We start from the raw sequence: 22,307 nt of genomic DNA, 5'->3' as shown, positions 1-22,307 counted from the left end.
CCTTTATTCCATGCGCAGGTAGAGTTTGCGGAAAAATGCCGGATAAATCCGCCGATAGAGATCTGTAATCCGTCGGCGCACCTGTGTATCATCCAGCACGGCCGCCAGATCCAGCGTCAGCACAGCGTAATCAACATGGTAGAGATGCAGCTGAATTCCACTTATTCGCGCCCCGGCGCGCTGGTAAAACGCAATCCGTTTCCGCGCTTGTTCCGTGACTGCGGCTTCCGCTTCAATAACGATCATTTCCCGATCGGCAAACATCGTTTTCAACTCGTTGAGAAAGCAGGTTCCCACGCCCTGTCCGCGGTTGTGGTCAAATATCGCGAAATAGTCCAGCAGCAGACAGCGCTGCCGCTCGTCCTGTTGCAGCACGGCATAACCGATCAGCTGATCTTGTTTGAAATAACCGAGGCACAGCGCGATATGTTTCCGCTTCTGCGCTAAAATCCGAGTTAACGGCTTTAATTCGTTCGGCGGGAAATCCCGCTTCATCCTTTGGCGATACACCTCGGTCATTTCAGCTTCACTTAAGGATTTGATCATAGACCCTCCTTCAATATACTTACTTCGGATTTCCGTCTTCTTTCCATGAATCCGGATAAAATAAAAGAGGCCCGCAGGCCTCAAAGCAGATGGTTTTGATTAAAGAACGGTAACGTTGACTGCGCGTGTCTTGCCGCTTCTTTCGTCGTTTTCAACGTCGTAAGAAACCTTCTGTCCTTCTTCCAGGGACTTGTAGCCGCTGCCGTTGATGCCAGAGAAATGAACGAAGATATCACCCTGTCCGTTGTCGTCAGAGATAAATCCGTAGCCCTTCTCAGCGTTAAACCATTTTACTTTTCCAGTATTCATTATGAAATACCCTCCTTATTGAATTTAGAACTTAATGGGTCAATAAGCTAAAACGCGCTCGAAATCACCTCTTGAAGCATGATCTCACAGCGCGTTATCATATCATCCAACGGTCTAAATCTGTTAATATTATATGCTCAAACAAAAAAGTTGTCAACTACTTCCAGAACTCGTTTACACTAAAGTTGTTACTATCCATCGGAAAGGGGACAAAAAGAAAACCGGATCAGTTTAAAACTGCCGGCTGGCTCTGAGGTCATTCTGAATTCAGGATGGTCTCGAGGGTTTTCAAGGTATTCTGTTTTTGTTTTATTGCGGTATGAGGACGGCTGAGCATCGCTTCCAGACTTCTCCTTTTCCCGCATGGACATTGTGCTCTGAGGACATTGAAATATCTGTCCTGCCTGTCATTTGAGCTTTGCTCAAAAGGAATTGCAACTTCATTCCATCAAATATTCCGCGGATCAGCTGGGCCGTTTCGATTAAGCAGGATTGGATTTTTCTTTTCTATTCCTCCTGGATAAATGCTGAGCGAAAACCCGCTTTGGGTTTCAGTCCTGTCCGTTCTTTGGGTTGCGACGTTTCAGCGCCGCTGCGATCAGACCGGAGAATAACGGATGTGCCTTGTTGGGACGGCTCTTGAATTCCGGATGATACTGCACCGCAACGAAATACGGATGATCTGCCAGTTCGATTGCTTCAACGAGATGGCCGTCCGGCGAGGTTCCGCTGATCCGCATTCCGTGTGCTTCAAATTCCTCGCGGTACGCGTTGTTGAACTCATAACGGTGGCGGTGACGTTCCTGGATCTGGGCGCAGCCATAGAGTGAAGCTAAGCGCGAGTGCGGCTGAATAAGGCAGGGATAGGCGCCTAAACGCATTGTGCCGCCCTTCTCAAGTTCATCCGATTGATCAGCCATGAAAGCGATGATTTTATGCGGACTGGCCGGATCAAATTCCTGGGAGTGCGCGCCGGCATAGCCCAGCGCATACCGGGCAAATTCTATCGCCGCCGTCTGCATGCCCAGACAGATCCCCAGGTAAGGAATCTGATGCTTCCGGGCGTAATGCGCCGCCATGATCTTGCCTTCGACGCCGCGGTCGCCAAAGCCGCCGGGAACCAGAATTCCATCGCAGTCCCCCAGGATCGCTTCCGCACTTTCCTCCGTGACGGTTTCCGCTTCAATCCAGCGAATTTCCACCTGGGCTCCGTTGGCATAACCGCCGTGGCGCAGCGCTTCGGCCACTGACAGATAAGCATCGCGCAGCTTCACGTATTTCCCGACTAAACCGATCGTCACCTGATTGCGGCTCTGACGGATCCGATCGAGCATTTGATTCCATTCGCGCAGATCGCAATCCGGACAATCCAGATGAAGCAGCTCGCACACCTTATCGGATAAATGCTGCTTTTGAAGCATGAGCGGCGCTTCGTAGAGCACCGGAACAGTGCGGTTTTCAATCACGCAGTCCGGCTGGACATTGCAGAACAGACTGATCTTTTCTTTCAGCACGGAGGGCAGCGGCTGGTCGCAGCGGCAGACGATGATGTCAGGCGTGATGCCGTTGGCGCGCAGCTCGCGGACGGAATGCTGGGTCGGCTTGGATTTCAGTTCGCCGCTGCCTTCAATGTAGGGAATCAAGGTCACATGAATGAACAGACAGTTTTCCTTTTTCACCTCTAATGAAATCTGACGGATCGCCTCGATAAACGGCTGGCTTTCGATATCGCCGATTGTGCCGCCGATCTCCGTGATGACGACGTCCGCGTTGGAGGATTCGCCGACAGAATAAATAAATTTTTTGATCTCATTGGTGATGTGCGGAATCACCTGCACGGTTTCCCCCAGATATTCACCCCGGCGTTCCTTATTTAAAACGTTCCAATAGACCTTGCCGGTCGTCAGGTTGGAAAACCGGTTCAGGTCTTCGTCGATAAATCGTTCGTAATGCCCCAGATCCAGATCGGTTTCCGCCCCGTCTTCAGTGACGAACACTTCGCCATGCTGGTAAGGACTCATCGTGCCCGGATCGACATTGATATAGGGATCCAGTTTCTGGGATGCAACTTTTAATCCCCGGGATTTTAACAGACGTCCTAACGAGGCGGCGGTAATACCTTTTCCTAAACCCGATACGACGCCGCCGGTTACAAAAATATATTTCATTGCTTTGATCTCCTCACTTTTGTTCGTTCTCAGTTAAGATCTGCCGGGCCGCTTCACCACGGCTGATCCGTAAATTCATCGCCATCTTTTCCAACGCGTGATGGGCTTCGTCTTCGTTCATGCCCGTTTCCATCAGCACCTGCTTCGCCCGCCGGATCTGTCCGCTTTGCGCTGCCAGCGCCTTCAATGCCGAACTTCGCTGAAGCAGACCCGGAGCTTCACTCACAATTTGATTCAGCACGGGATCCAGCCGCACCGGCCGTTGGCAGAACAACACGTTATCTATTGGGGAAACAGGCTGCATTCCCGCTGCAATCCAAAATAAAAACAAGGTGTCCGGATAACTTGCCGCCTGCTGAAGCAAACGGGACAGCGACGCCGCTTCCTGGGTTGGCAAATCGATCAGGACCAGCGAAATCGGCTGCTGCTTCAAAAGCGGAAACATTGCCGTCAAAGTGCTGACCTGCCCCATGATTTGTCCGCCGAAGCGGCGGATTAAACTCGTTAAGCGCGTCTGTGCGCTCAGCGCATTATTCACCAACAATACAGTTAACATTGAGTTTCGCCTGTCTTTCCTCTGTTAGTGTGGACAGCGGACAGCGGATATATCCCCGTCTCATCGCCGGTCCCGACATTTCTTCAGGCAATCCGCCAAAGATCAGCCGGTTAAACCGGACCTCGTGTTCCTGAACTGGATGGAAGGAAATTTGCTTATTTTTCAGCATCGGCTTCACCTCAATTTCAACAAGAAAAGGGGACATGAAAAGCTGACTTTTCATGAACCCCTTCGTTCAACGGAAGTATTATACAGGAAGGCTTTTTTCAGTTCAAGAATTTTTTTCGGAATTTATACTCCAATCCCGGGAAAGCAGATGGGAGGATTCAGATAATCTGTTTTCATCATCACCTGTAACTGTAAGAATCAACGCTTCAGGTAGGAAATCATTTTCAGGCGCTTGCTTCAAAAACCTTTTTGAGTTATAATAAACTCAAATGAATTAATAATAAAAGGAGCGATTGGCAGATGACTGAAGAGGAATTGGACTTTTTGCAGGATACGGACTCGCTGCTTTGCCGGATCCGGGATTATTTTAATGACATTGACGAGTGGTTAGTGCTTGGCGGCAATAAAGAAGAAGCATGGGATAACGGTTGGAAAGCGGGCAAAGCGGAAGGGTTGATCGAAGGCCGGCGGGCTTTATTCACAGACCTTGTCCAACAGCGGATGGCGTTAACGGAAAGTGAGATACGTCTGATCTTTCTGCTTGAAGAAGACGACATTGCCGCCTTAGTGCAAATTTTGGACAGCCTTGAAGATGGCAAAGATCTGCGAAAACAAATCGAAGCGCTCGTCAGTCGGCGGCGCTTGAATCCGCAGCCTGAGAAATCCGATCAGGAAAAGAAAGAAAGCCGGGCCGATTATTTGAGTAACACCCGGATGGCAATCGCCTGCATGCGCGCGCAGTTTGATAAAGTCGACGAGCAGCGCCGCTTGGAAAGGGCAAGCGAAGAAAGTTTCCACAAGGGTTGGGAAGCGGGTCAGCGAGCGTTGATCAAGGTTGTCCTGAGTCAGCGGATGGACCTGAGCGAACGAGATGAACATGCCGTCGATATGCTCGGTATGGATGAATTCACCTCTTTGATCGGAGTCCTCACTCGGGTTGAAGACAAAAACGAACAGCGAAAACAAGTCAAAGAACTGCTGAAAAAGAAAATCAGATCCTGACTATCGGGATCTGATTTCTTTTATTCTTCACTTATGCGACTAAATCGGCAATCGCTTTCTGCATGACTTCCGTCTTGGCTTCGGCATCCTGCGCGCTGGTTCCCTTGATGCAGTAATAGAACTTGCATTTCGGTTCAGTGCCGCTTGGACGGATCGCTATCCAGGAACCGTCGGCCAGATAGTATTTCAGCACGTTGCTTCTGGAGAAGCCCTCCAGAGCAGCGATCACGCCGTTTTCCTCGCGGGTTGCTTCCTGATAGTCTTCAATCGCGGCAACCGCAGTACCGCCGATCTGCGCCGGCTTGTCCTTGCGCAGCGTGTCCAGAATCTCTTTGATCCGCAGCGCACCCTTCTGACCCTTCAACGTCAGCGAGGTCTGGCTCTCCTTGTAATAGCCCAGTTCGGCGTACAGACCGTTCAGCACGTCGACCAGCGTCTTGCCCTGAGCCTTATAGAAGCAAGCTGCTTCCGCCAGCATCAGACAAGCCTGCGGCGCGTCTTTATCGCGGACAAACGGTTTGATCAGAGAACCGTAGCTTTCCTCATACCCGAACACATAGTTCTTGGCCTGCGTCTTTTCATACTTGGCGACTTTTTCGCCGATGAATTTGAAGCCGGTCAGCGTCTTTTCCGTTTCCACACCGTATTTGGAAGCAATTTTTTCACCCAGATCGCTGGTAACGATCGTATTGAACATCACCGGATTCTGCGGCATCTTGCCTTTCGCCTGCAGCTGAGAAAGGATGTATTCGATCAAAACGGAACCACTCTGGTTGCCGCTGAGCAGCACATACTCGCCCTCATGCAGCACGCCGACGCCCATCCGGTCGGCATCCGGGTCGCAGACCAGAATGATATCGGCCTTCTTTTCTTCAGCCAGCTTTAACGCCAGCTCGTAAGCCCCCTTTTCTTCCGGGTTCGGAGTCTTGGTGCAGGAGAAATCCGGATCCGGCGTGCACTGTTCCTCAACCGGCGTGAAATGATAACCGGCGCGGGTAAAGACTTCGCGGACCGGAATGTTGGCGGTGCCATGTTCCGGTGAGAAGACGATTTCCACCAGATCGCGATTGACGTCCGGATTTAACTGAATCGAAAGCACGTTTTCATAATAAGCTTCATCGACGTCTTTGCCGATCATGTGGATCAGCTCCTGCTGCGCGGATGTGAGCTGCGGATCGATCGCCAGTTCATCCTCGACGGCGTTGACCTGATCGATGACCTGCTGGGCTAAATCCGGCACTAACTGACAGCCGGTTTCATCATACAGCTTATAACCGTTGTATTCCCGCGGATTGTGCGAAGCGGTGATCATGATGCCGCCAAAACAGTTCAGATTCCGAACAGCGAAGGACAGCTCCGGCGTTGGCCGCAGTGTTTCAAAAACATAGCTGGTAATCCCATGGCTCGCTAAGACCGCCGCGGATTCCCGTGCGAACTCGCTGGACATGTGGCGGTTATCGTAACCAATCGCCACGCCCCGGCGCATCGCTTCCTCGCCGCAGCCGACGATGTAGCGGGCAAAGCCCTCGTTCGCCTTGCGGATCGTGTGGATGTTGATGCGGTTGGTGCCCGCGCCTAACAGACCGCGCATGCCCGCCGTACCAAATTCAATATTCGTATAGAACGCATCCTGCTTTTCTTTCTCACTCATGCCCGCCAGCTCTTTTTTCAGCTGCGGGTCGATGTGCGGATGATTCAGCCACCGCTGATACAATTCTTCGATCATAGTTTTTCCTCCCTTGATGATCAATTTCGACAATGTTTGCGCTTACATAGCCCTTGGAAAAAAAAGAAGATGCCGCGCATCTTCTTATTCAATCCAACTTATGCAATTACTTTCTGTGCACGCAGAACTTCTTCGATTGTTGTGATTGCGACTTCTTCGTCTTCGCCTTCACAGGTTACCGTCACTTCGGACTGTGTCGGAATGCCCAGGGACATAACACCCATGATGGATTTCATGTTGACAGAACGTCCTTTATAAGCAACCTTCACTTCGCTCTTAAACTTGCTGGCAGCGTTGACTGCAACCGTTGCCGGACGTGCATGTAAGCCAACTGGATCAATAACCAATACAGAAATCTGTTTCATTTTGTTTTTTACCTCCTGCTCTACCTGAATTCATTTTAACTCATTTTTGAACGTGTTACAAGAAGAAAGTGAAGAAACGATAGGGCTTTCAGTCACCGCTTTCATTTGTGATAAGGTTCGTGATTTAAAATCCTGAAACTTCGATAAATTTGTTCAAGAACCAACAAACGGCACAGCTGATGGGGAAATGTCAGATCCGAAAGCTTCCAGCGCAGATCGGCCCGGGCGATCACTTCCGGACTGACGCCCAGCGAGCCGCCGATGACGAAAGCGATCTGACTGCCCTGGTAGCTGAAAATCTGCTGGATCTGCTCTGCCAGCTGCTCGGAAGTATAGGACTTGCCTTTTAAATCGAGCAGAACCACGGTTTCTTCTTTTTTCAGCTTCGCCAGAATCCGTTCGCCTTCCCTCTGCTTCACCTGCTCGTTCTGCGCTGGGGAATTGGATTGCGGCGCGGCGATGTCGTCGACTTCAACAATCTCCGTCTTACAATACGGCTGCAGCCGTTTCAGGTATTCCTGGATGCACTGCTGCATCGGTTTTTCCTTAATGCGCCCGACGGCGATCACCCGGATCATTCAATCGTCACGCTCAGCTTGACTTCCTGATTGTTGCGCAGAACGACCAGCTCAGCCGGATCGCCGATCGTTTTGCCATACAGCAGCTTGCGGAAGGTTTTATAGCTGTCCACCGGCGATCCGTCGAAACGGATCAGGATGTCGTTGACATGCACGCCGGCTTTTTCAGCCGGGCATTCCTCAGCAATCTTGGTGACCAAAAGACCTTCGGTCTGATCCAGACTGATGCCCATATAGCTTTTCTGATAGCTGGTCAGAGCGCTGACGTCCTTGCCGCTGATGCCGACAAACGGCCGGTTGACCTTGCCGCTGGCCTTCAGCTGTTCCACAATCGTCGTGACTTCGTTGATCGGAATCGCGAAGCTGATGCCCTCGGTAGAATTCCCCTGCAGCTTCATCGTCGTAATGCCGATCAGCTCGCCGTTCATATTGATCAACGGGCCGCCGCTGTTGCCGGCATTGATGGCCGCGTCGGTCTGCAGCACAAGCATGTCCCAATCGTCCGTTCCGTCTTTATCCACATCCATTGAAATCGTGCGGTCTTTGGAGGAAATCACGCCGACCGTCACGCTGCCGTCGGCTTCCGCCCCCATCGAATGTCCGATCGCCATGACCCACTCGCCTTTTTTGCACAGCGACGAATCGCCCTGATCGAAGGCTTCGGCCCGGAAATCGGGAATCACCTTCAGCAAGGCCAGATCGGTATAGGGATCGGCTCCGACTAACTCCGCCGGCAGCTGTTCGCCATTGGCAAACGATACGTGGATCGGGCCGCCGGAAGTGATGACATGCTGATTGGTTATGATATACACGGCCTCGCTGGTCGTACTGTAAATCGTGCCGCTGCCGCTGGCGATCAGATCTTCGCCAGTCTCATCCAGAACCGACACGCCGGTCACCTTCGCTTCGCTGCGCTCCACGATCTTGGTGATATCCGAGGTAACGACCGAAACCGGGCGCGTCGACTGCTGCGGATCCTGCGTCGGCGGTTCCTGTGACTTCTCTTTTTTTACCTGCCACAGCTCAACGGTCAGAACCAAGTTCCAGCACGCCAGCAGGGCGGTAAGCAGAATCAAGCCTTTCTTCATATCGGCATCCTCCCATGAGTATTTCATACTGTCCCGCGGCTTTCAGCACCAGATCCTTTCGGCAGGCGCATTGTTTCAAAGCGTCGGCGCTGACCTGCCGGGCCAGCTGCGGCTGGTTCGCTTCTTCGCTGAGATGCGCCAAGAAGATCGAACGAGTCCGCGGCGTGACTAAGCGCGTCAGCAGATGGGCACAGTCCTCGTTGCACAGATGTCCACTGTCGGAAAGAATGCGCATTTTGATCGGATAGGGACGGCGGGTCTGCATCAGCATTCCCACATCGTGATTGCTTTCCATCACGTAATAGTCCGCATCGGCGATCAACGGCACGCATTCCTCCCGGACATATCCGGTATCGGTAATGTACACCAGCTTTTCCTGCGCCGTTTCCAAAACGAAGCCAACGGTATTTTCAGCATCGTGGGACAGCGGCAGCGGCGTCACTCTGAGATCGCCCACCTGAAATGGCGTATAGGGCTTGATCCAGTGCTGATCCGCACGGTTTTCCAGACTGAAAGCCGCATAGGCTTCAACACCGGAAAACATCTTGAGCTGGCTTGTATGGTCGCGGTGACCATGGGTGACCAACAGTGCTTCTGTGTTCAGATAGTCTACACCGATCATGTGAAAACTGCGTGTTAAATAAGTCCTGGTCGTGCCGCAGTCGATCACGATCTGCGTGGCGGCGGTTTTTAACACAAAACAGTTACCCTTGGAACCGCTCGCCAACAGGTAAAATTCCATCGAGCCTAACATGGCAGCCACCCGTTGCACGGATTCTGACGCACGCCGTTTTTCATGATGAAGAAATGAACGTGCGGCCCGGTCGCCCGGCCGGTCATGCCGATCTGGCCGATAATCTCGCCTTTTTCGACGTTCTGTCCGACTTTGAAGAAGGCAGGTTGATTCATGTGGCCGTAATAGGTCTTATAGCCGTTATTGTGGTCAATGATCTGATAGTAGCCGTTAATCGGGCTGTAGCTGGCTTCTACGATCGTGCCGCGGTCAGCCGCATACAGATTACCATAGCGGTTATAGGAGTTCTTGATGTCGATCGCCTGATGCCCTCTGTAACAGCCCCAGCGGCAGGTAATCGACGGATTGTCAACCGGCCAGCGGAATGTACCGGTGCCATAGCCCGGGATGACCTTCGTGCCGACGCGCGTTTCTTCGCGGACCGGCTGGCGGGTGATAATCGAGGACACCAGCGTACCGCCGGTATTCTCGCCATTAATCCAGACTTCCTCATAGAACGCGTTGCGTGAACCATTTTGAGCATGCACGTCAATGACGGAGGAGCCTTCCTTCATATTCGGATCTTCCTTGTAAATCGGATCCTCCGGATAAACTTCTTCTTTGGCGACGCGCTCCTTGGTAACCTTGATCGTAATCGGAGATTGGAAATTGGTGACGTTGAGCACCATGCCCGGCTGGATCAGCTGATCGACATTGTCCAGCTGATCGCTGTTGATCGACACGACCTGCTGGGCGGACAGCCCGTTCTTCGTGCCGACGCCGTCGATCATATCGCCTTCGACAACCGTGTAGTATTTCATTTCCAGATTCGGGTCGGCCCCATAGCTTAAATAGTGCAGGATTTCCTGCTTGTCTTTCAGAATATTGGAAGATGAAGCCCGGCCATTGGTAACGGTCATTTTCTCAAGCACGTCGATGCTGACCTCGCGGGTGCCGTAGGTCTTCAGCTCCGGTGTGGATTGTCCCATCCGCACTGTATCCAGCGTCTCTTTGGACACGAAATTCAACAGGTATTGATCCCGGGCGTCATAAAAATCCTGGAGATTCTTAACGTAGATCGTCGCGTACACGTCGTTTTCATCCGAAAAGTCAATCCGGTTGGTTTCGACGGAAAACAGATCGTTTTCCTTCAAGTACGCGCAAATCGCCGCGTCGATATTCTCGTACCGGGTGTAGCTCAGCTCGTCGGTCACGATCAGATCTTCCCCCAGCTCCAGACGGGTATTGGGAAAATCATCCTCATAAACGCTGTGGTAGACTTCATCCAACAGTGCTTCGACTTTCGCGTAATCGTTGACGACGCCGACCAGTTTTCCGGCGTTATAGATTTTTTTTACCGTCTGCGGCTGAGCGGAAAGACTTACAACCTGCTGGGGAAGCAAACTTTCTTCCACCTTTCCCTGTGCCGCGACAACCTGATTCGCCCGGGAGAGGGATGGCCACAGCCCGGCGATCAGCGCGCTTAAAACCAGCGCGGCGGCAATCGGTATCCATTTTTTCATTCAATCCTCCCTTTCGGGGTCGTTACCCATTCTGATTCTCATAGTTGTAAAAGGCGTTGATGTTGCGTTCAAACGCCAGCTCGATCTGACGGGTCGGACCGTTACGATGCTTGGCGATGTTAATTTCTGTTTTTTCCGTGCCTTCCTCGCTCTTTTCCCGCTGATAGTATTCATCGCGGTATAAGAACATAACGATGTCGGCATCCTGTTCCAGGGCTCCGGATTCACGCAGGTCGGACAGCATCGGCCGCTTGTCCTCACGTTTTTCAACAGATCGGGACAGCTGCGACAAAGCGATGACCGGCACCTGCAGCTCACGCGCCAGCCCTTTGAGACCGCGGGAAATCTCCGAAACTTCCTGCTGGCGGTTATCGGGATTGCGGCCGCTGCCGGTGATCAGCTGAATGTAGTCGATCAGGATGACGGCCAGACCGTGCTCCGCCTGAAGCTTGCGGCATTTGGAATGAATCTCGGAAACCCGCACGTTCGGAGAATCGTCAATGAAGATCTTCGTCGCCTTCAAATCGGCAGCGGCTTCGTTAAGCTGGTTCCATTCGTTGTTGTTGAGAAAGCCGGTGCGCAGCTGGCCGCCCGGAACCCGGCTTTTGGCGGAAAGCATACGGGAGATCAGCTGCTCGGCAGGCATTTCCAGAGAAAAGATCGCCGCGGCCTGATGGTTGAGCTGCGCGATCTGCATTGCGACGTTTAACGCGAAGGCAGTCTTGCCCATCGAAGGTCGGGCCGCCAGGATGATCAGGTCGCCGCGCTGGAACCCGTTGGTCGTGTTGTCCAGATCGCGGTACCCCGTCGCCACGCCGGTCACGCCGGATTTCTGCGCGCTCATTTTATGGATATTTTCAATGACCTCGTTTACGACTTCGTTGCTGGATTTAAAATCGGTCGTCTTGCGCCGGCGCGTCACGTCGAGGATCTGCTTTTCCGCCATGTCCATCATCGTTTCCATGTCGCCGGCATTCTGCATCCCTTCCTCGGCGATATTCTGCGCGGTTTCAATTAAATTGCGCAATAACGCTTTGGACTGGATCAGCTCGATATAGTATTTCGTACTGGCGGAGGTTACGGAACTGTCCGCCAGCTGCATGATGTATTCCAGACCGCCGACTGAAGCCAACAGTCCCTGATCGGTCAGAAGACTGGCTACCGATACGGCGTCGACCGGTTTGCCTTCGCCGTTGAGTGTTTCCACGGCGGCGTAGATTTTGCGATGTGCTTCTAAAAAGAATTCTTCACTGCGCAGTCCTTCTTCAGACGCGATGCGGACGCTGTTGGGATAGATGAAGAGCGAACCCAACAACGACTGTTCGGCGTCAATACTGCTGGGCATCTGCCGCATACGCGATTACTCTTTTCCTGTAACCTGGACGCGGATCGTCCCGATCACGTCCTTATACAGTTCAATCCGGACATTGGTGACGCCGAGGCTCTGGATCGGCGCGGTATCGAGAATCTTGCGTTTGTCGATATGAATGCCGTGTTTGCGCTCTAATTCCTGGGCAATCTGCTTCGTCGATACGGAACCGAAGACGCGGCCTTCCTTGCCGCTCTTAACCGAGAACTGAAGCATGATCTTTTCCAGCTTCGCCGCCGTTTCGCGGGCCTGAGCTTCCATTTCCTTTTCGTTCAGCTTCGCCTGAACCTTCTGTTCGTCCAGAATTTCCAGACTCTTGGCCGTAGCCTGAACAGCCAGACGGTTGCGGATCAGAAAGTTGCGGGCATATCCGTCGGCAACCTCCACGATCGCGCCTTTCTTGCCTACCTTGCTGACATCGCTTAATAAAATGACTTTCATCGTTTATTCCTCCTTCATTACTTCGTCCAGCGTGGCGATCAACTCGGTTCGTAAATCTTCCACGCTCGTATTTTCCCGCTGCAGCGCGGCGGCGCTCAAATGCCCTCCGCCGTGCATCCGTTCCATAATCACCTGCACGTTGACATGGCCGCGGCTGCGCGCACTGATCGCCGTCTGGGAATCGCTGATCCTGGCGATGACAAAAGCGGCTTCCACGCCTTTAATCATCAAAATCGTATCGGCAACCTGCGACAGCATCGCGCGGGAAAGAATCTCATTGTCCGTCACTGCGGAAATGACAATACCATTATCTCTTTTTTCACAGAATTTTAAAACCTTTGTTTTCGTTTCAAATTCAGAATATTCATCCTTTAATAAATTATCGGCTTCCTGCGGATCCGCACCCCAGCGGCGAATCATCGCCGCGGCTTCAAACGTGCGGGTGCCGGTGCGGACTTTAAAGCGGTTGGTGTCGATCATCATCCCTGTCAGCATGATCGTCGCTTCCTCGCTGATAAAGTCGACTTTTCCCGTCTGATACGGCACAAATTCCGAGATCAATTCGCAAGCGCTGGATGCGCTCGGTTCGATGTAGACAAGAATCGGGTTGATATCCAGATCGGTACGGCGGCGGTGATGATCGAAAATCGCGATCTTCTTGGCTTTTTCCAATACCTGCGCGCCGTTGGACTGGCTTGGGTGATGGTGATCGGCCATGATGACCAGCGTTCCGTCCCGCAGCTGGTTCAGCGCTTCGTTTTCCGTGACAAATTTATGACGCGGTTCCAGTTCCTTCTTATACAGATTCATCGCGCCGCTGAGCTTTTCCTCCATCCCGCCGGATTTGGAAATGATGCAGCATGGCTTGTCATATGCCTGAACGATCCGGCTTAAGCACATCAGCGAACCGAGACAGTCAAAATCAGCTTCCTTATGACCTAATAAAATAACGTTCGTGCTTTTCTTGATCAGATCGCGGAGCGTATGCGCCATGATCCGCACGCGCACGCGGCTGCGCTTTTCCTGCGCTTCGCTGCTGCCGCCGAAATATTTGACGTCCTCGCCCTGACGGCGGATCGCCACCTGGTCGCCGCCCCGGCTCTGCGCCAGTTCCAGCAGTTGATTGACCATTTCATCCAGCTGCGCCACGTCGCTGCTTCCGCGGGCAAAGCCCATCGACAGGGTGATCGCCACGTCGAGCTGCTGGGATGCTTTGCGAGTCTGCGCCAGAATGCTGAAACGCTCGTCCACGATCTGCTTGAAAATCCGCTCGTTTAAAACGACGAGGAACCGGTCGGACTTTAACCGCCGCAGAAGCATGCCGTGATTCTTCGCCCATTCGACGACCGGCTGGCGGATATTGTTGTTGATCATCGCGATCTCTTGTTCTTCTTCATACTGCGTGGATTCTTCATAGTTATCGAGATGAATCAGACCGACGACGACCTGTTCTTCCTGATACGCTTTCTCCAGCTGCTGCTGCTCGGTGACATCCTGGAAAAACAAAATCCGGGCGTCTTCCTTGCGCGCAATTTCATAGGTCCGGTCGTCGATCTGAACCTGGACTTTTTCCACATCCCCCTGAATCAGATCGTTGACCTCCGGCAGCCACATCGTCAGCTTTTTGGAGATGCGGTTGATGCCGCGATCAGCGAACAATTCGCTCATCCAGGTGATCGTGTAGTTTTCATCATACGTCAGAATTCCAATCTGACCAAACTGGAAAGCATCCTTGGCTTCGCTGCCCAGAATTCGGGAAACGCCGAACATCCGGTTCTGGCTGTCCTCTTGAAAATACTGCACGAGGAAATACACCGTCAGGGTATTGATGATGAAGTATAAAGCGGCGAGCTTGATATCCAGATCGAACAGGAAATACAGGCAGACTAAGCCCAGCACTTCGACAACAATCAGGATCAGCAGCAGCGTTTTGATCTTTCCAATTTTTTCAGACACAAACGTTACCTCCTTAGAATTTTCTCCCGCATATCGGTAGTGACATACAGGAAGCCGACGATCGCCAGCAGCGGCAGCATGATCGGCAGCATCAAGAACGTGATAAGAATGACGAACAGCGCGACGTTTTTATGGTAGCGGACCGCCCCGTAAACCAGGCAGCAGATATACCCGAAAAAGACCAGTACCAGCGCACCCAACACCCCGCCGATCAGGATCAGCTCCGTCGCCCAGGACGGCAGCGTTGCCAGCTGGCTGGTAAAATTACTGGCGATAAACAGAAGAAAGCAGACGTAGGCCAGCGCCTTCGGGATCATGATCTCGCTTAACGGCTTGGGCGGCGCGACTTTAATCTTCATCCGCTTGAGCATGAAATTCGAAAGCAGATGGACGATGATGCCTTCCATCACGCCAGTCAGCACCGCTGACAAAACGAAGATCATTTTAAGAAATCCCGTGATATCCAGACTCGCCGGCAGCTGCACATTGAAATTTTCCGACATCTGCGTCATCATTTTGCCCATTTCGGAAATTTCCATAGCTATATCATAACCGAAAAAGGACGCAAATAAAACCGTTGTGATTAAATTTGAAAGAATGGTAAAGATCATCGTCGTCAGCATCAGGCGCAGATTATTCCATCCGCTTTTCACTCCCTGACCATACACTACGCCGCAAACGCAGGCTGTAATGACGTAAAACCAGGTTTGCGGACCGGCGATAATAAATGAAAGAAAAATAACGGAAACAAACGGAACCAGCGCGCTTTTCCATCCGTATTTCACCGCGTACATCACCATCGGCAGCGGCACCAGCCACGCGGCATACAAATCCAAAAGCCCGGCCAGCTGCCGGTTTATAAACAGAAACAGACCGATCAGGGCGACCATCATTGCGCCGTCGGTTATTTTTCTTACACTATTATTCATGTTGTCCCTCCTGTGAATGGCAAAAACCTCCACCAGATCACTGATGGAGGCTTTTTCATAACTTAGTCGTTAACGTAAGGCAGCAAAGCCATCTGGCGTGCGCGTTTAATCGCAGTCGCCAGCATGCGCTGATACTTCGCACGCGTGCCGGTAACCCGCCGTGGAATGATCTTGCCGTTGGCAGAAACAAACCGCTTCAGCAGTTCAACATCTTTATAGTCGATCGAAGTGATATTGTTCTTTGTGAAATAGCAAACCTTTTTGCGTCCCATACGCTGTTTTTTGAATGCCATAGTCGATCTCCTTTCAATTAAAATGGTAAGTCATCGCTGGAAATATCCAGTGTCGGACCAGCGCTGAAATCATCGAATCCATCGTTCGCCGCAGCGTCCCCAAACGGGTTGGCCTGGGCATAGCCGGCGTTCTGCGGCTGATAGCCCATCGAAGCGGAACGATTCTCGGATGCTGATTTCGATTCCAGCAGCTGTACGCTGTCACAGACCACTTCTGTGACGTACACTTTCTGACCGGAAGCATTGTCATAGTTCCGTGTCTGGATCCGTCCGTCAACGCCGACCAGCGCCCCTTTGTGCGCATACTGGCCGAGGAAATCCGCAGATTGCCGCCAGGCCACGCAGCTGATGAAATCAGTCTGCCGGTCCTGCCCGTTGCCGCCGGAGAACCGACGGTCGCAGGCGACGGTGAAGGTTGCGACAGAAAGTCCGCTCTGGGTCTTTCTCAGCATTGGATCGCGGGTTAAACGCCCGACTAAAATGACACGATTAATCATGACAGTTCCTCCTTCAGTACTTTATCGCTTATTTTTCGTCCTGTTTGATGATCATGTAACGGACAATGTTCGCATTGATGCGGGACAGACGATCAAATTCTTTAACCGTTGCATTGTCAGCTTCAAAAGTTACAACCATGTAGTAACCTTTGGTCATGTCTTCGATACGATACGCAAACTCTTTGACTCCCCAGTCATCTACCTTCAGGATTTTTCCTCCGTTGTCGGTGATGATGGCGTGCAGTCCGTCGATAACCTGCTGACGAGCTGCATCATCCAGGGATGCGTTTACGATGTACATGACTTCATACTTTTTCATGTAGCACACCTCCTTATGGTCTATTGGCTTATCGCTTGGCGGATAAGCAAGGAGTAAATATTTTTTATATCTACCCGTTTATCTAGTATAGCAAACTCCCCAGCGAAAGTAAACATGTTTTTTTGTTATTTTATTTTTGAAATAAGCCTGTCATTCCGGCCTGATTTTCCTTTGCAATCCTCGATTTTACGGTATTCAACTGCCTTTTCCCTGACGTTTCCTATATAATAAAGTTAGAAAAAAGGAGCGTCGTTATGAAATCATACCGAAAGGGATGGATCGCCTTTTCGATCCTGCTTTTATTGATCGGCTGCCAGCATCAGCCTGCGGAAATCGGTCTGACCACTGTCTCTGCCGTTTATCAGAAGCAGCATGCTGAAAATCAGAAAAATCCGGAATTCGCAGAACAAAACCCGGAAGTCATCGCCGCTTTGGTCAACGATGTGGTCAAACTGCGCTTTCAGCGTGCAGGTGAAGGTTTAGCTTCCCATTTGACCGAAGCCTGCCGCGAACGGTTTATCATTGCCAATCAAGCCGTCAGCGGAACGGATTATGGCCTGACCCGGTTAGGCAAGCTGGAAAGCTGCGAAATCCTGACGATCAGCGACAACACGGTTTTGGCTCAGATCAAGGCTTCTTATGGGGACACGCCTGCGGCTTATGCGCTTGTTTTAACGTTGGTCAACGAAGATCAGACCTGGCTTGTCGATCAGATGCGCTGGATGGCGAACGATCAAACCCGGCGCGGTCCGGTTGAAAGTGCTGATCAGCTTGCCAAAGCGTATCAGGAAGCGGTTCTTTCTCAGGATTACACCCGGCTCGCCGCGCTTTATAACGTGCCTGCGGATCCCAACGGACTCCTGTTCTGGAGTACGGTCAAAATTGCCGACTGTGAAATCACGGCGCGGCAAATTCAGCGGGAGCAGGCTTGCTTCCAGCTGCAATTCACGGTTGAGGATCCCGGTATGTCCCAGTTGAAAAAAGGAACCTCGACAGGCTGGCTGTGGTGCCGCCGTCAGACGCATCATGACGGAGACTCAATTTCCGACTGGATCATTGAAGGTCTGATGACAAAGCAGCCGCCAACATCCTGGTGGCAGTCCTGACCTTTCATCTGCCGCAGCCTTCGCTGCTTATTTCCCCCAACGTTCTGAACAAGCCTGCAGGAAAAACAAAGCTCTGAACTTCACCGAGGAATTCAGAGCTTTGTAATTCTATAATTTAACATGTTTCAAGGAAATGGGCGATGCGTTTTAGCGCACCTTTGATTTCATCAATGCTGTAAGCGTAAGAGATCCGCACGAAGCCTTCGCCGCTGGCGCCGAAGGCGTTGCCCGGTACGACCGCAACCTTTTCTTTTTCCAGCAGCTTCTCGCAGAATTCTTCCGAGGTCATCCCGGTATGCTTGATCGAAGGGAACACATAGAATGCCCCCTGCGGCATTGGGCATTGCAATCCCATCCGGTTTAAGCCGTTGACGATAAAATTGCGGCGGCGTTCAAACGAATCCTTCATCATTTCAACATCCCCATCGCCCTTGGCCATCGCTTCAATGCCGGCATACTGGCTGATTGTCGGTGCACACATGATCGCGTACTGATGAACCTTATTCATTGCGGCGATCAAATCCCGATGAGCGGCGATATAGCCTAACCGCCAGCCGGTCATCGAATAGGCTTTGGAGAAACCGCTGATCAAAATCACCTGATCCTTGATCTCATTAAAGGAAGCAATTGAGCAATGCTTGCCGCTGTAGGTCAACTCAGCGTAAATTTCATCCGTAACCACCGCGATCCCGGATTCCTGAATCAACGGCACAATCTCGCTGAAGTCTTCCTTTGTCATGATGCCGCCGGTAGGATTTCCCGGGAAATTCATTAAAATCGCTTTGGTCTTCGGGGACAGCGCCTGTTTAAGCTGTTCCTTTTTCAGTTTGAATTTATCTTCTTCTTTTAATTCCACGATCACTGGAACACCGCCCGCCAGACGCACGCATGGTTCATAGGCGACATAACCCGGAGACAGCACGATCACTTCATCTCCCGGATTCAATAACGAGCGGAAGGCGATATCAATCGCTTCGCTGCCGCCGACCGTAACCAGAATATCGCTGTTCCACGCATACTCCAGCTGGAATCTCCGTTTCAGATAACGGCAGATCTCCTTGCGCAATTCCGGCAGTCCGGCATTGGCGGAATAAAATGTCCGCCCCTTTTCAATCGCATAGATCGCTTCCTCGCGGATATGCCACGGAGTATCAAAATCCGGTTCGCCGACGCCCAGTGAAATAACGCCTTCCATCGAACTGGCCAGATCAAAAAACTTGCGGATGCCTGACGGCGGGATCGTCCCGATGACGTCGTTTAACAATGACTTGGGGTTCATGGGGTCACCAGCAGTCGTTCCTGATCATCTTCCTGCTGATCAATGATCACACCTTCGACTTTATACTGTTTTAAAACAAAGTAAGTGGCCGTGCCCTTGACCCCCTCAATCGGAGCCAGCTTCTGACCGACAAAATCGGCAACTTCGCGCATCGTCCGGCCCTTGACGATCACGATGAATTCGGACCGGCCGGAAATCAGATACATGTTGCTGACCTCAGGGTAACGGTAAATTTTCTCCGCGACTTTATCATAGCCGCAGTCGCGCTCCGGCGAAGCGTTGACCTCAATCAGCGCCATAACGTGATCCTGATTCGTCTTATCCCAGTTGATGACGGTGTGATATCCGCAGATGACCTTTTCCTCGGCCAGCTTCTTCATTTCGCCGTCTACCTGTTGTGGAGTTGAGTTTAAAATATCGGCAAGATCGGTAACGGATATCCGGGCATCCTGTTCGATCGCTTTTAATAATTGAATCTCCTGCATGAGTATTCCTCGCTTTCTTTTTTCCTATGACCTGATATTACCCGCCGTCAGGCCATCCAGGAAACGAGTCTTGTCATTTTCCACATTCTCATTTCCGAACTTCCCCCACTTTCCACGCTTCTGCTTCATGTCAATCATGCGCTTTGGCTTCCAGCTGTTTCTGATTGCCGGATAGTTCCGGCTCAAACCGGCCGCCGGCACGCTGAATGATTATAGGATATCATAAAAAACAGGCTTGCGGGGCAAGTTTCGCCGTCTGTTTCTGAAAATCATGACAATTTTCTCGGATTTTATTGAAAATTTTCAACAAAACAGGATCAGGTTTCCCTGATCCCTTCTTTTTTATCTTATATCGCCATACCGGTGAAACGGCGCTGACTGATCTTTATTCCCTATCCTTCAGCTGTCCTTCGTTGAGAACTACCCGGTGATCGCTCAGTTCGGATACGACGTTGGAGTGGGTGACGACGATAACCGTCTTCCCGAATTCCTCTGTCAACATCCGGAAGATCTTGATGATCTCCTGTTCCGTCGCCGTGTCCAGGTTGCCTGTCGGTTCGTCCGCAAAGATTAAATCGACATTGGACGCGATCGCCCGTGCAATCGCCACCCGCTGCTGCTCGCCGCCGGACAGCTTCGTCACCAGACGGTCTGCTTTTGATTTCACAATGCCGAATTTCTCCAGCAGCGCATACGCTACTTCCTTCTGATTCTTCGGAATGGCATTGTCCGTTTCCGTCATCGCCAGCTCGATGTTCTCCAGCCCGGTCAGATAGCTGATCAGGTTGTATTGCTGGAACACGATGCCGATCTTATTGCGGCGGTACTTGTACAGTCCGATCTTGTCCAGATCGTCGCCTTCGTAAAAGATCTTCCCGCTTTCCTGCTTGTCCAGTCCTGCGATGATCGACAACAGCGTCGTTTTGCCGCTGCCGGACGGACCGAGGATCGTGTAGAACTGCCCCTGTTCAAACTCATAGGACAGATCTTTCAGAATCTGACGTTTGTAACCGCCGTCTTCATAGCCATAGTTCAGATTTTCTAACTTTAATATCGTTGTCATATTCTCTGCCCTCCTTAATTCTGATTCATCAAGATCTTCTTCGGATTGAACCGCATGATCATAAACGACGGAATCAGGATTGAGATGAAGACGACGCCGATGCCCAGAATATAGATTTCTCCAATGATCATCGGATTGATCTGCACTTCATATTCCGATAACAGGTCATCCTGACTGATTTCCGTAAAGTAGTTCGTCTCCCCCCAATAGATTGTGCCGTTGTTCTGATCGTCCAGCGTTCCATATTGGCTTTCTGTATCAACCTGATAATCCATCACCATCTTGCCAACCTGTTTGGCGACTAACGAACCGCTGACGACTGACAGGGTGAAGCCGATCAGTGCGACGATGATCAATTCAACAAAGAACTGCGCCACAATCTTCATCTTGGATACGCCCATTGACAACAGTACGCCGATCTCATACTCGCGGGTTTTCAGCGTTAAGGCTGTAACGAGCGTGATGATGACGACGGCATTGATTGCGACGATCCAAACGATGATGTTGGAGAACAGCGACAGCGTATCCAGCGGCCGCGCCAGTTTCTTAAACGTATCGTTATTCGCGTCAATCTTCATGAACTCTTTCAAATCAGACTGATGATCCGCCACGAACTGATCGACATTCAGCGGATCGTTTAACAGGAAGACCGCTTTATTGACATACGTATAGCTTTCCGGGGTTGGCGTTTCCGTATCGACATAGTATTCCGGATTTTGCGCTTTGGAATATTCATACTGTTTAATGCCCAGATTGTAATAGGCGTTGCCATAGGCTAACGTAGGGGCAAGGATCGTATTGTCCGGCGAATCATAGCGGCTCATCCATTTGTATTCATTGGAATTCTCATCCAGTTCCTCGTTATTGTGATAGATCCCGATGATTTCCAGATTCATGTGGATATCCTCATCGGTGACGCCGGTCTGTTCAAAATATTGCATATCATTTTTACTGATCAGATCGATTGTAATCACATCGCCGACACGCAGATTGTTATGGCTGGCCAGTTTATCGGTGATCAGGCAGACCATTTTGCCTTCGTCCACTTCTTCCTGATTGTAGAACCGCCCCTCCACAATTTCATACATCTTATCTTCCAGCTCGATCATATTCGGAAAATAGTTCATCTGTAATTTCAGATCCGGTTCCACATATTCCACCGTCGTTCCGTCCTCATACGTGACCGAGCCTCCGCCGCCGCTGTTTTCCCGTTCATTGTTCAGCGGCACTGTTTCAAAGCCGTTGGAATAAAGCATCATCGAATTGACGACATTGACGGTTTTGACCCGTTCATCGCTCATCAGGTTTTTAATATCTTCAATTTTTACTGATGGAGCATTTTTATAGGCTTCCTTCTGCGCTTCTTCATCTAACCCCTCGGTATACTCACGGAAAGCGTTGTAATCCGTTTCATACGAAACGACGGCCCGCATCTTCCGCCGGGTTTCGATCTTTGCCTGTTCCGAAGCGTTGTTGATGCCCAATCCGATAATGACTAAATTACCGATCAAAAAGAAGGTGATCGCCAACAGGATTGATTTCGACATGCGCCGCGTTATATTCTTGATCGCGCGTGTAAAAAAATTCATCGTGTGTCTCCTTTCCCGCATGGTGATTTTGCCATGCTTCTCTTACAGGCTTCATGGTATCACAGAAGTCTGACTTCCTGGTTATGGAATTCCTTTCAATTTTATTACAGTACAAAGCCGGGGATTTCCCCGGCCTTGTTTATTGAATATCCTTCAGCTGTCCTTCGTTGAGAACTACCCGGTGATCGCTCAGCTCCGATACGACGTTGGAGTGGGTGA

At 51.1% G+C, this 22,307-nt stretch carries 24 protein-coding genes; 2 read left to right on the top strand and 22 right to left on the bottom strand.

From position 1 onward, the window contains the following. Positions 1-3: 3 nt before the first annotated feature. The 5 genes from I2G61_RS02650 to I2G61_RS02630 form a co-directional block, all read right to left on the bottom strand. Positions 4-546: a GNAT family N-acetyltransferase gene (locus I2G61_RS02650; RefSeq protein WP_072685665.1), complete on the bottom strand. Its 543-nt coding sequence runs from the start codon at positions 544-546 to the stop codon at positions 4-6. A gap of 99 nt (positions 547-645) precedes the next feature. Further along, the gene (locus I2G61_RS02645; protein WP_006057580.1) at positions 646-855 is read right to left on the bottom strand and encodes a cold-shock protein; all 210 of its coding nucleotides are present in this window, start codon (positions 853-855) and stop codon (positions 646-648) included. Positions 856-1,406: 551 nt separating this feature from the next. Beyond that, positions 1,407-3,023, bottom strand: a complete 1,617-nt coding sequence (locus I2G61_RS02640) for a CTP synthase (protein ID WP_072685664.1) — start codon at positions 3,021-3,023, stop codon at positions 1,407-1,409. 13 nt (positions 3,024-3,036) lie between these two features. Continuing rightward, a complete protein-coding gene (locus tag I2G61_RS02635; RefSeq protein WP_083538665.1) occupies positions 3,037-3,579 on the bottom strand; it encodes an ANTAR domain-containing protein in 543 nt (180 codons plus the stop codon). Beyond that, positions 3,554-3,748 carry a hypothetical protein gene (locus I2G61_RS02630; RefSeq protein ID WP_139248663.1) on the bottom strand — a complete coding sequence of 65 codons (195 nt, stop codon included), beginning with the start codon at positions 3,746-3,748 and terminating at the stop codon, positions 3,554-3,556. The genes I2G61_RS02635 and I2G61_RS02630 overlap by 26 nt, the downstream gene beginning before the upstream one ends. 299 nt (positions 3,749-4,047) lie before the next feature. On the opposite strand from I2G61_RS02630, the gene I2G61_RS02625 reads away from it, so the two are divergent. Next, positions 4,048-4,749 (top strand): hypothetical protein, encoded by a 702-nt coding sequence (locus I2G61_RS02625; protein ID WP_072685661.1) that lies wholly within the window; start codon positions 4,048-4,050, stop codon positions 4,747-4,749. A gap of 31 nt (positions 4,750-4,780) precedes the next feature. Here the strand turns inward: I2G61_RS02625 and I2G61_RS02620 are convergent, their stop codons facing one another. From I2G61_RS02620 to rpsF, 13 genes are all read right to left on the bottom strand, one after another. Further along, complete coding sequence (locus tag I2G61_RS02620) at positions 4,781-6,475, bottom strand: phospho-sugar mutase (RefSeq protein ID WP_072685660.1); 1,695 nt, start codon at positions 6,473-6,475, stop codon at positions 4,781-4,783. A 98-nt stretch (positions 6,476-6,573) separates the two neighbouring features. Next, the gene (locus I2G61_RS02615) at positions 6,574-6,840 is read right to left on the bottom strand and encodes an HPr family phosphocarrier protein (protein WP_006057571.1); all 267 of its coding nucleotides are present in this window, start codon (positions 6,838-6,840) and stop codon (positions 6,574-6,576) included. Positions 6,841-6,941: 101 nt separating this feature from the next. Beyond that, positions 6,942-7,418, bottom strand: coding sequence for a 23S rRNA (pseudouridine(1915)-N(3))-methyltransferase RlmH (rlmH, locus tag I2G61_RS02610; protein WP_072685659.1), 477 nt, complete (start codon positions 7,416-7,418; stop codon positions 6,942-6,944). Continuing rightward, positions 7,415-8,506 (bottom strand): S1C family serine protease, encoded by a 1,092-nt coding sequence (locus I2G61_RS02605; RefSeq protein WP_072685658.1) that lies wholly within the window; start codon positions 8,504-8,506, stop codon positions 7,415-7,417. The genes rlmH and I2G61_RS02605 overlap by 4 nt, the downstream gene beginning before the upstream one ends. After that, on the bottom strand, positions 8,442-9,260 hold the full coding sequence (locus I2G61_RS02600; protein ID WP_072685657.1) for an MBL fold metallo-hydrolase: 819 nt from the start codon (positions 9,258-9,260) through the stop codon (positions 8,442-8,444). The genes I2G61_RS02605 and I2G61_RS02600 overlap by 65 nt, the downstream gene beginning before the upstream one ends. After that, on the bottom strand, positions 9,254-10,762 hold the full coding sequence (locus tag I2G61_RS02595) for a M23 family metallopeptidase (protein WP_072685656.1): 1,509 nt from the start codon (positions 10,760-10,762) through the stop codon (positions 9,254-9,256). The genes I2G61_RS02600 and I2G61_RS02595 overlap by 7 nt, the downstream gene beginning before the upstream one ends. 22 nt (positions 10,763-10,784) lie before the next feature. After that, on the bottom strand, positions 10,785-12,116 hold the full coding sequence (gene dnaB, locus I2G61_RS02590; protein ID WP_072685655.1) for a replicative DNA helicase: 1,332 nt from the start codon (positions 12,114-12,116) through the stop codon (positions 10,785-10,787). Positions 12,117-12,122: 6 nt separating this feature from the next. Then, the gene (gene rplI, locus I2G61_RS02585; protein WP_072685654.1) at positions 12,123-12,572 is read right to left on the bottom strand and encodes a 50S ribosomal protein L9; all 450 of its coding nucleotides are present in this window, start codon (positions 12,570-12,572) and stop codon (positions 12,123-12,125) included. A gap of 3 nt (positions 12,573-12,575) precedes the next feature. Then, positions 12,576-14,528: a DHH family phosphoesterase gene (locus I2G61_RS02580; RefSeq protein ID WP_072685653.1), complete on the bottom strand. Its 1,953-nt coding sequence runs from the start codon at positions 14,526-14,528 to the stop codon at positions 12,576-12,578. A 5-nt stretch (positions 14,529-14,533) separates the two neighbouring features. Continuing rightward, entirely contained in the window at positions 14,534-15,457 is a 924-nt protein-coding gene (locus tag I2G61_RS02575) for a DUF2232 domain-containing protein (RefSeq protein WP_072685652.1), read from the bottom strand. Positions 15,458-15,519: 62 nt separating this feature from the next. Then, entirely contained in the window at positions 15,520-15,750 is a 231-nt protein-coding gene (gene rpsR / locus I2G61_RS02570; protein WP_006057562.1) for a 30S ribosomal protein S18, read from the bottom strand. Between the two features lie 17 nt (positions 15,751-15,767). Continuing rightward, positions 15,768-16,247 carry a single-stranded DNA-binding protein gene (gene ssb / locus I2G61_RS02565; protein ID WP_072685651.1) on the bottom strand — a complete coding sequence of 160 codons (480 nt, stop codon included), beginning with the start codon at positions 16,245-16,247 and terminating at the stop codon, positions 15,768-15,770. A 28-nt stretch (positions 16,248-16,275) separates the two neighbouring features. Then, positions 16,276-16,566, bottom strand: a complete 291-nt coding sequence (rpsF, locus tag I2G61_RS02560; protein WP_006057560.1) for a 30S ribosomal protein S6 — start codon at positions 16,564-16,566, stop codon at positions 16,276-16,278. 254 nt (positions 16,567-16,820) lie between these two features. Here rpsF and I2G61_RS02555 point away from each other — a divergent pair, with 254 nt between their 5' ends. Then, entirely contained in the window at positions 16,821-17,672 is an 852-nt protein-coding gene (locus I2G61_RS02555) for a hypothetical protein (protein ID WP_195547871.1), read from the top strand. A gap of 115 nt (positions 17,673-17,787) precedes the next feature. Here I2G61_RS02555 and I2G61_RS02550 read toward each other — a convergent pair whose 3' ends face one another. From I2G61_RS02550 to I2G61_RS02535, 4 genes are all read right to left on the bottom strand, one after another. Beyond that, positions 17,788-18,951: an aminotransferase class I/II-fold pyridoxal phosphate-dependent enzyme gene (locus tag I2G61_RS02550; RefSeq protein WP_072685649.1), complete on the bottom strand. Its 1,164-nt coding sequence runs from the start codon at positions 18,949-18,951 to the stop codon at positions 17,788-17,790. Further along, positions 18,948-19,436: an Lrp/AsnC family transcriptional regulator gene (locus tag I2G61_RS02545; RefSeq protein ID WP_072685648.1), complete on the bottom strand. Its 489-nt coding sequence runs from the start codon at positions 19,434-19,436 to the stop codon at positions 18,948-18,950. The genes I2G61_RS02550 and I2G61_RS02545 overlap by 4 nt, the downstream gene beginning before the upstream one ends. A gap of 385 nt (positions 19,437-19,821) precedes the next feature. Next, positions 19,822-20,499 (bottom strand): ABC transporter ATP-binding protein, encoded by a 678-nt coding sequence (locus I2G61_RS02540; protein WP_072685647.1) that lies wholly within the window; start codon positions 20,497-20,499, stop codon positions 19,822-19,824. A 14-nt stretch (positions 20,500-20,513) separates the two neighbouring features. Then, positions 20,514-22,088 (bottom strand): FtsX-like permease family protein, encoded by a 1,575-nt coding sequence (locus tag I2G61_RS02535; RefSeq protein WP_195547870.1) that lies wholly within the window; start codon positions 22,086-22,088, stop codon positions 20,514-20,516. Positions 22,089-22,307 lie beyond the last annotated feature (219 nt).

It is taken from the genome of Holdemania sp. 1001095H_141210_F2, from assembly GCF_015558105.1.
Lineage (GTDB): Bacteria > Bacillota_I > Bacilli_A > Erysipelotrichales > Erysipelotrichaceae > Holdemania.
The sequence above is the reverse complement of the archived record's forward strand: the minus strand, read 5'-3'. Positions and strand labels throughout refer to the sequence as shown.

What these genes read in the sequence shown, in the direction of transcription:
- I2G61_RS02650 (WP_072685665.1), bottom strand. Translation starts at nt 546, where the DNA reads ATGATCAAATCCTTAAGTGAAGCTGAAATGACCGAGGTGTATCGCCAA.
- I2G61_RS02645 (WP_006057580.1), bottom strand. Translation starts at nt 855, where the DNA reads ATGAATACTGGAAAAGTAAAATGGTTTAACGCTGAGAAGGGCTACGGA.
- I2G61_RS02640 (WP_072685664.1), bottom strand. Translation starts at nt 3,023, where the DNA reads ATGAAATATATTTTTGTAACCGGCGGCGTCGTATCGGGTTTAGGAAAA.
- I2G61_RS02635 (WP_083538665.1), bottom strand. Translation starts at nt 3,579, where the DNA reads ATGTTAACTGTATTGTTGGTGAATAATGCGCTGAGCGCACAGACGCGC.
- I2G61_RS02630 (WP_139248663.1), bottom strand. Translation starts at nt 3,748, where the DNA reads ATGCTGAAAAATAAGCAAATTTCCTTCCATCCAGTTCAGGAACACGAG.
- I2G61_RS02625 (WP_072685661.1), top strand. Translation starts at nt 4,048, where the DNA reads ATGACTGAAGAGGAATTGGACTTTTTGCAGGATACGGACTCGCTGCTT.
- I2G61_RS02620 (WP_072685660.1), bottom strand. Translation starts at nt 6,475, where the DNA reads ATGATCGAAGAATTGTATCAGCGGTGGCTGAATCATCCGCACATCGAC.
- I2G61_RS02615 (WP_006057571.1), bottom strand. Translation starts at nt 6,840, where the DNA reads ATGAAACAGATTTCTGTATTGGTTATTGATCCAGTTGGCTTACATGCA.
- rlmH (WP_072685659.1), bottom strand. Translation starts at nt 7,418, where the DNA reads ATGATCCGGGTGATCGCCGTCGGGCGCATTAAGGAAAAACCGATGCAG.
- I2G61_RS02605 (WP_072685658.1), bottom strand. Translation starts at nt 8,506, where the DNA reads ATGAAGAAAGGCTTGATTCTGCTTACCGCCCTGCTGGCGTGCTGGAAC.
- I2G61_RS02600 (WP_072685657.1), bottom strand. Translation starts at nt 9,260, where the DNA reads ATGTTAGGCTCGATGGAATTTTACCTGTTGGCGAGCGGTTCCAAGGGT.
- I2G61_RS02595 (WP_072685656.1), bottom strand. Translation starts at nt 10,762, where the DNA reads ATGAAAAAATGGATACCGATTGCCGCCGCGCTGGTTTTAAGCGCGCTG.
- dnaB (WP_072685655.1), bottom strand. Translation starts at nt 12,116, where the DNA reads ATGCGGCAGATGCCCAGCAGTATTGACGCCGAACAGTCGTTGTTGGGT.
- rplI (WP_072685654.1), bottom strand. Translation starts at nt 12,572, where the DNA reads ATGAAAGTCATTTTATTAAGCGATGTCAGCAAGGTAGGCAAGAAAGGC.
- I2G61_RS02575 (WP_072685652.1), bottom strand. Translation starts at nt 15,457, where the DNA reads ATGAATAATAGTGTAAGAAAAATAACCGACGGCGCAATGATGGTCGCC.
- rpsR (WP_006057562.1), bottom strand. Translation starts at nt 15,750, where the DNA reads ATGGCATTCAAAAAACAGCGTATGGGACGCAAAAAGGTTTGCTATTTC.
- ssb (WP_072685651.1), bottom strand. Translation starts at nt 16,247, where the DNA reads ATGATTAATCGTGTCATTTTAGTCGGGCGTTTAACCCGCGATCCAATG.
- rpsF (WP_006057560.1), bottom strand. Translation starts at nt 16,566, where the DNA reads ATGAAAAAGTATGAAGTCATGTACATCGTAAACGCATCCCTGGATGAT.
- I2G61_RS02555 (WP_195547871.1), top strand. Translation starts at nt 16,821, where the DNA reads ATGAAATCATACCGAAAGGGATGGATCGCCTTTTCGATCCTGCTTTTA.
- I2G61_RS02550 (WP_072685649.1), bottom strand. Translation starts at nt 18,951, where the DNA reads ATGAACCCCAAGTCATTGTTAAACGACGTCATCGGGACGATCCCGCCG.
- I2G61_RS02545 (WP_072685648.1), bottom strand. Translation starts at nt 19,436, where the DNA reads ATGCAGGAGATTCAATTATTAAAAGCGATCGAACAGGATGCCCGGATA.
- I2G61_RS02540 (WP_072685647.1), bottom strand. Translation starts at nt 20,499, where the DNA reads ATGACAACGATATTAAAGTTAGAAAATCTGAACTATGGCTATGAAGAC.
- I2G61_RS02535 (WP_195547870.1), bottom strand. Translation starts at nt 22,088, where the DNA reads ATGAATTTTTTTACACGCGCGATCAAGAATATAACGCGGCGCATGTCG.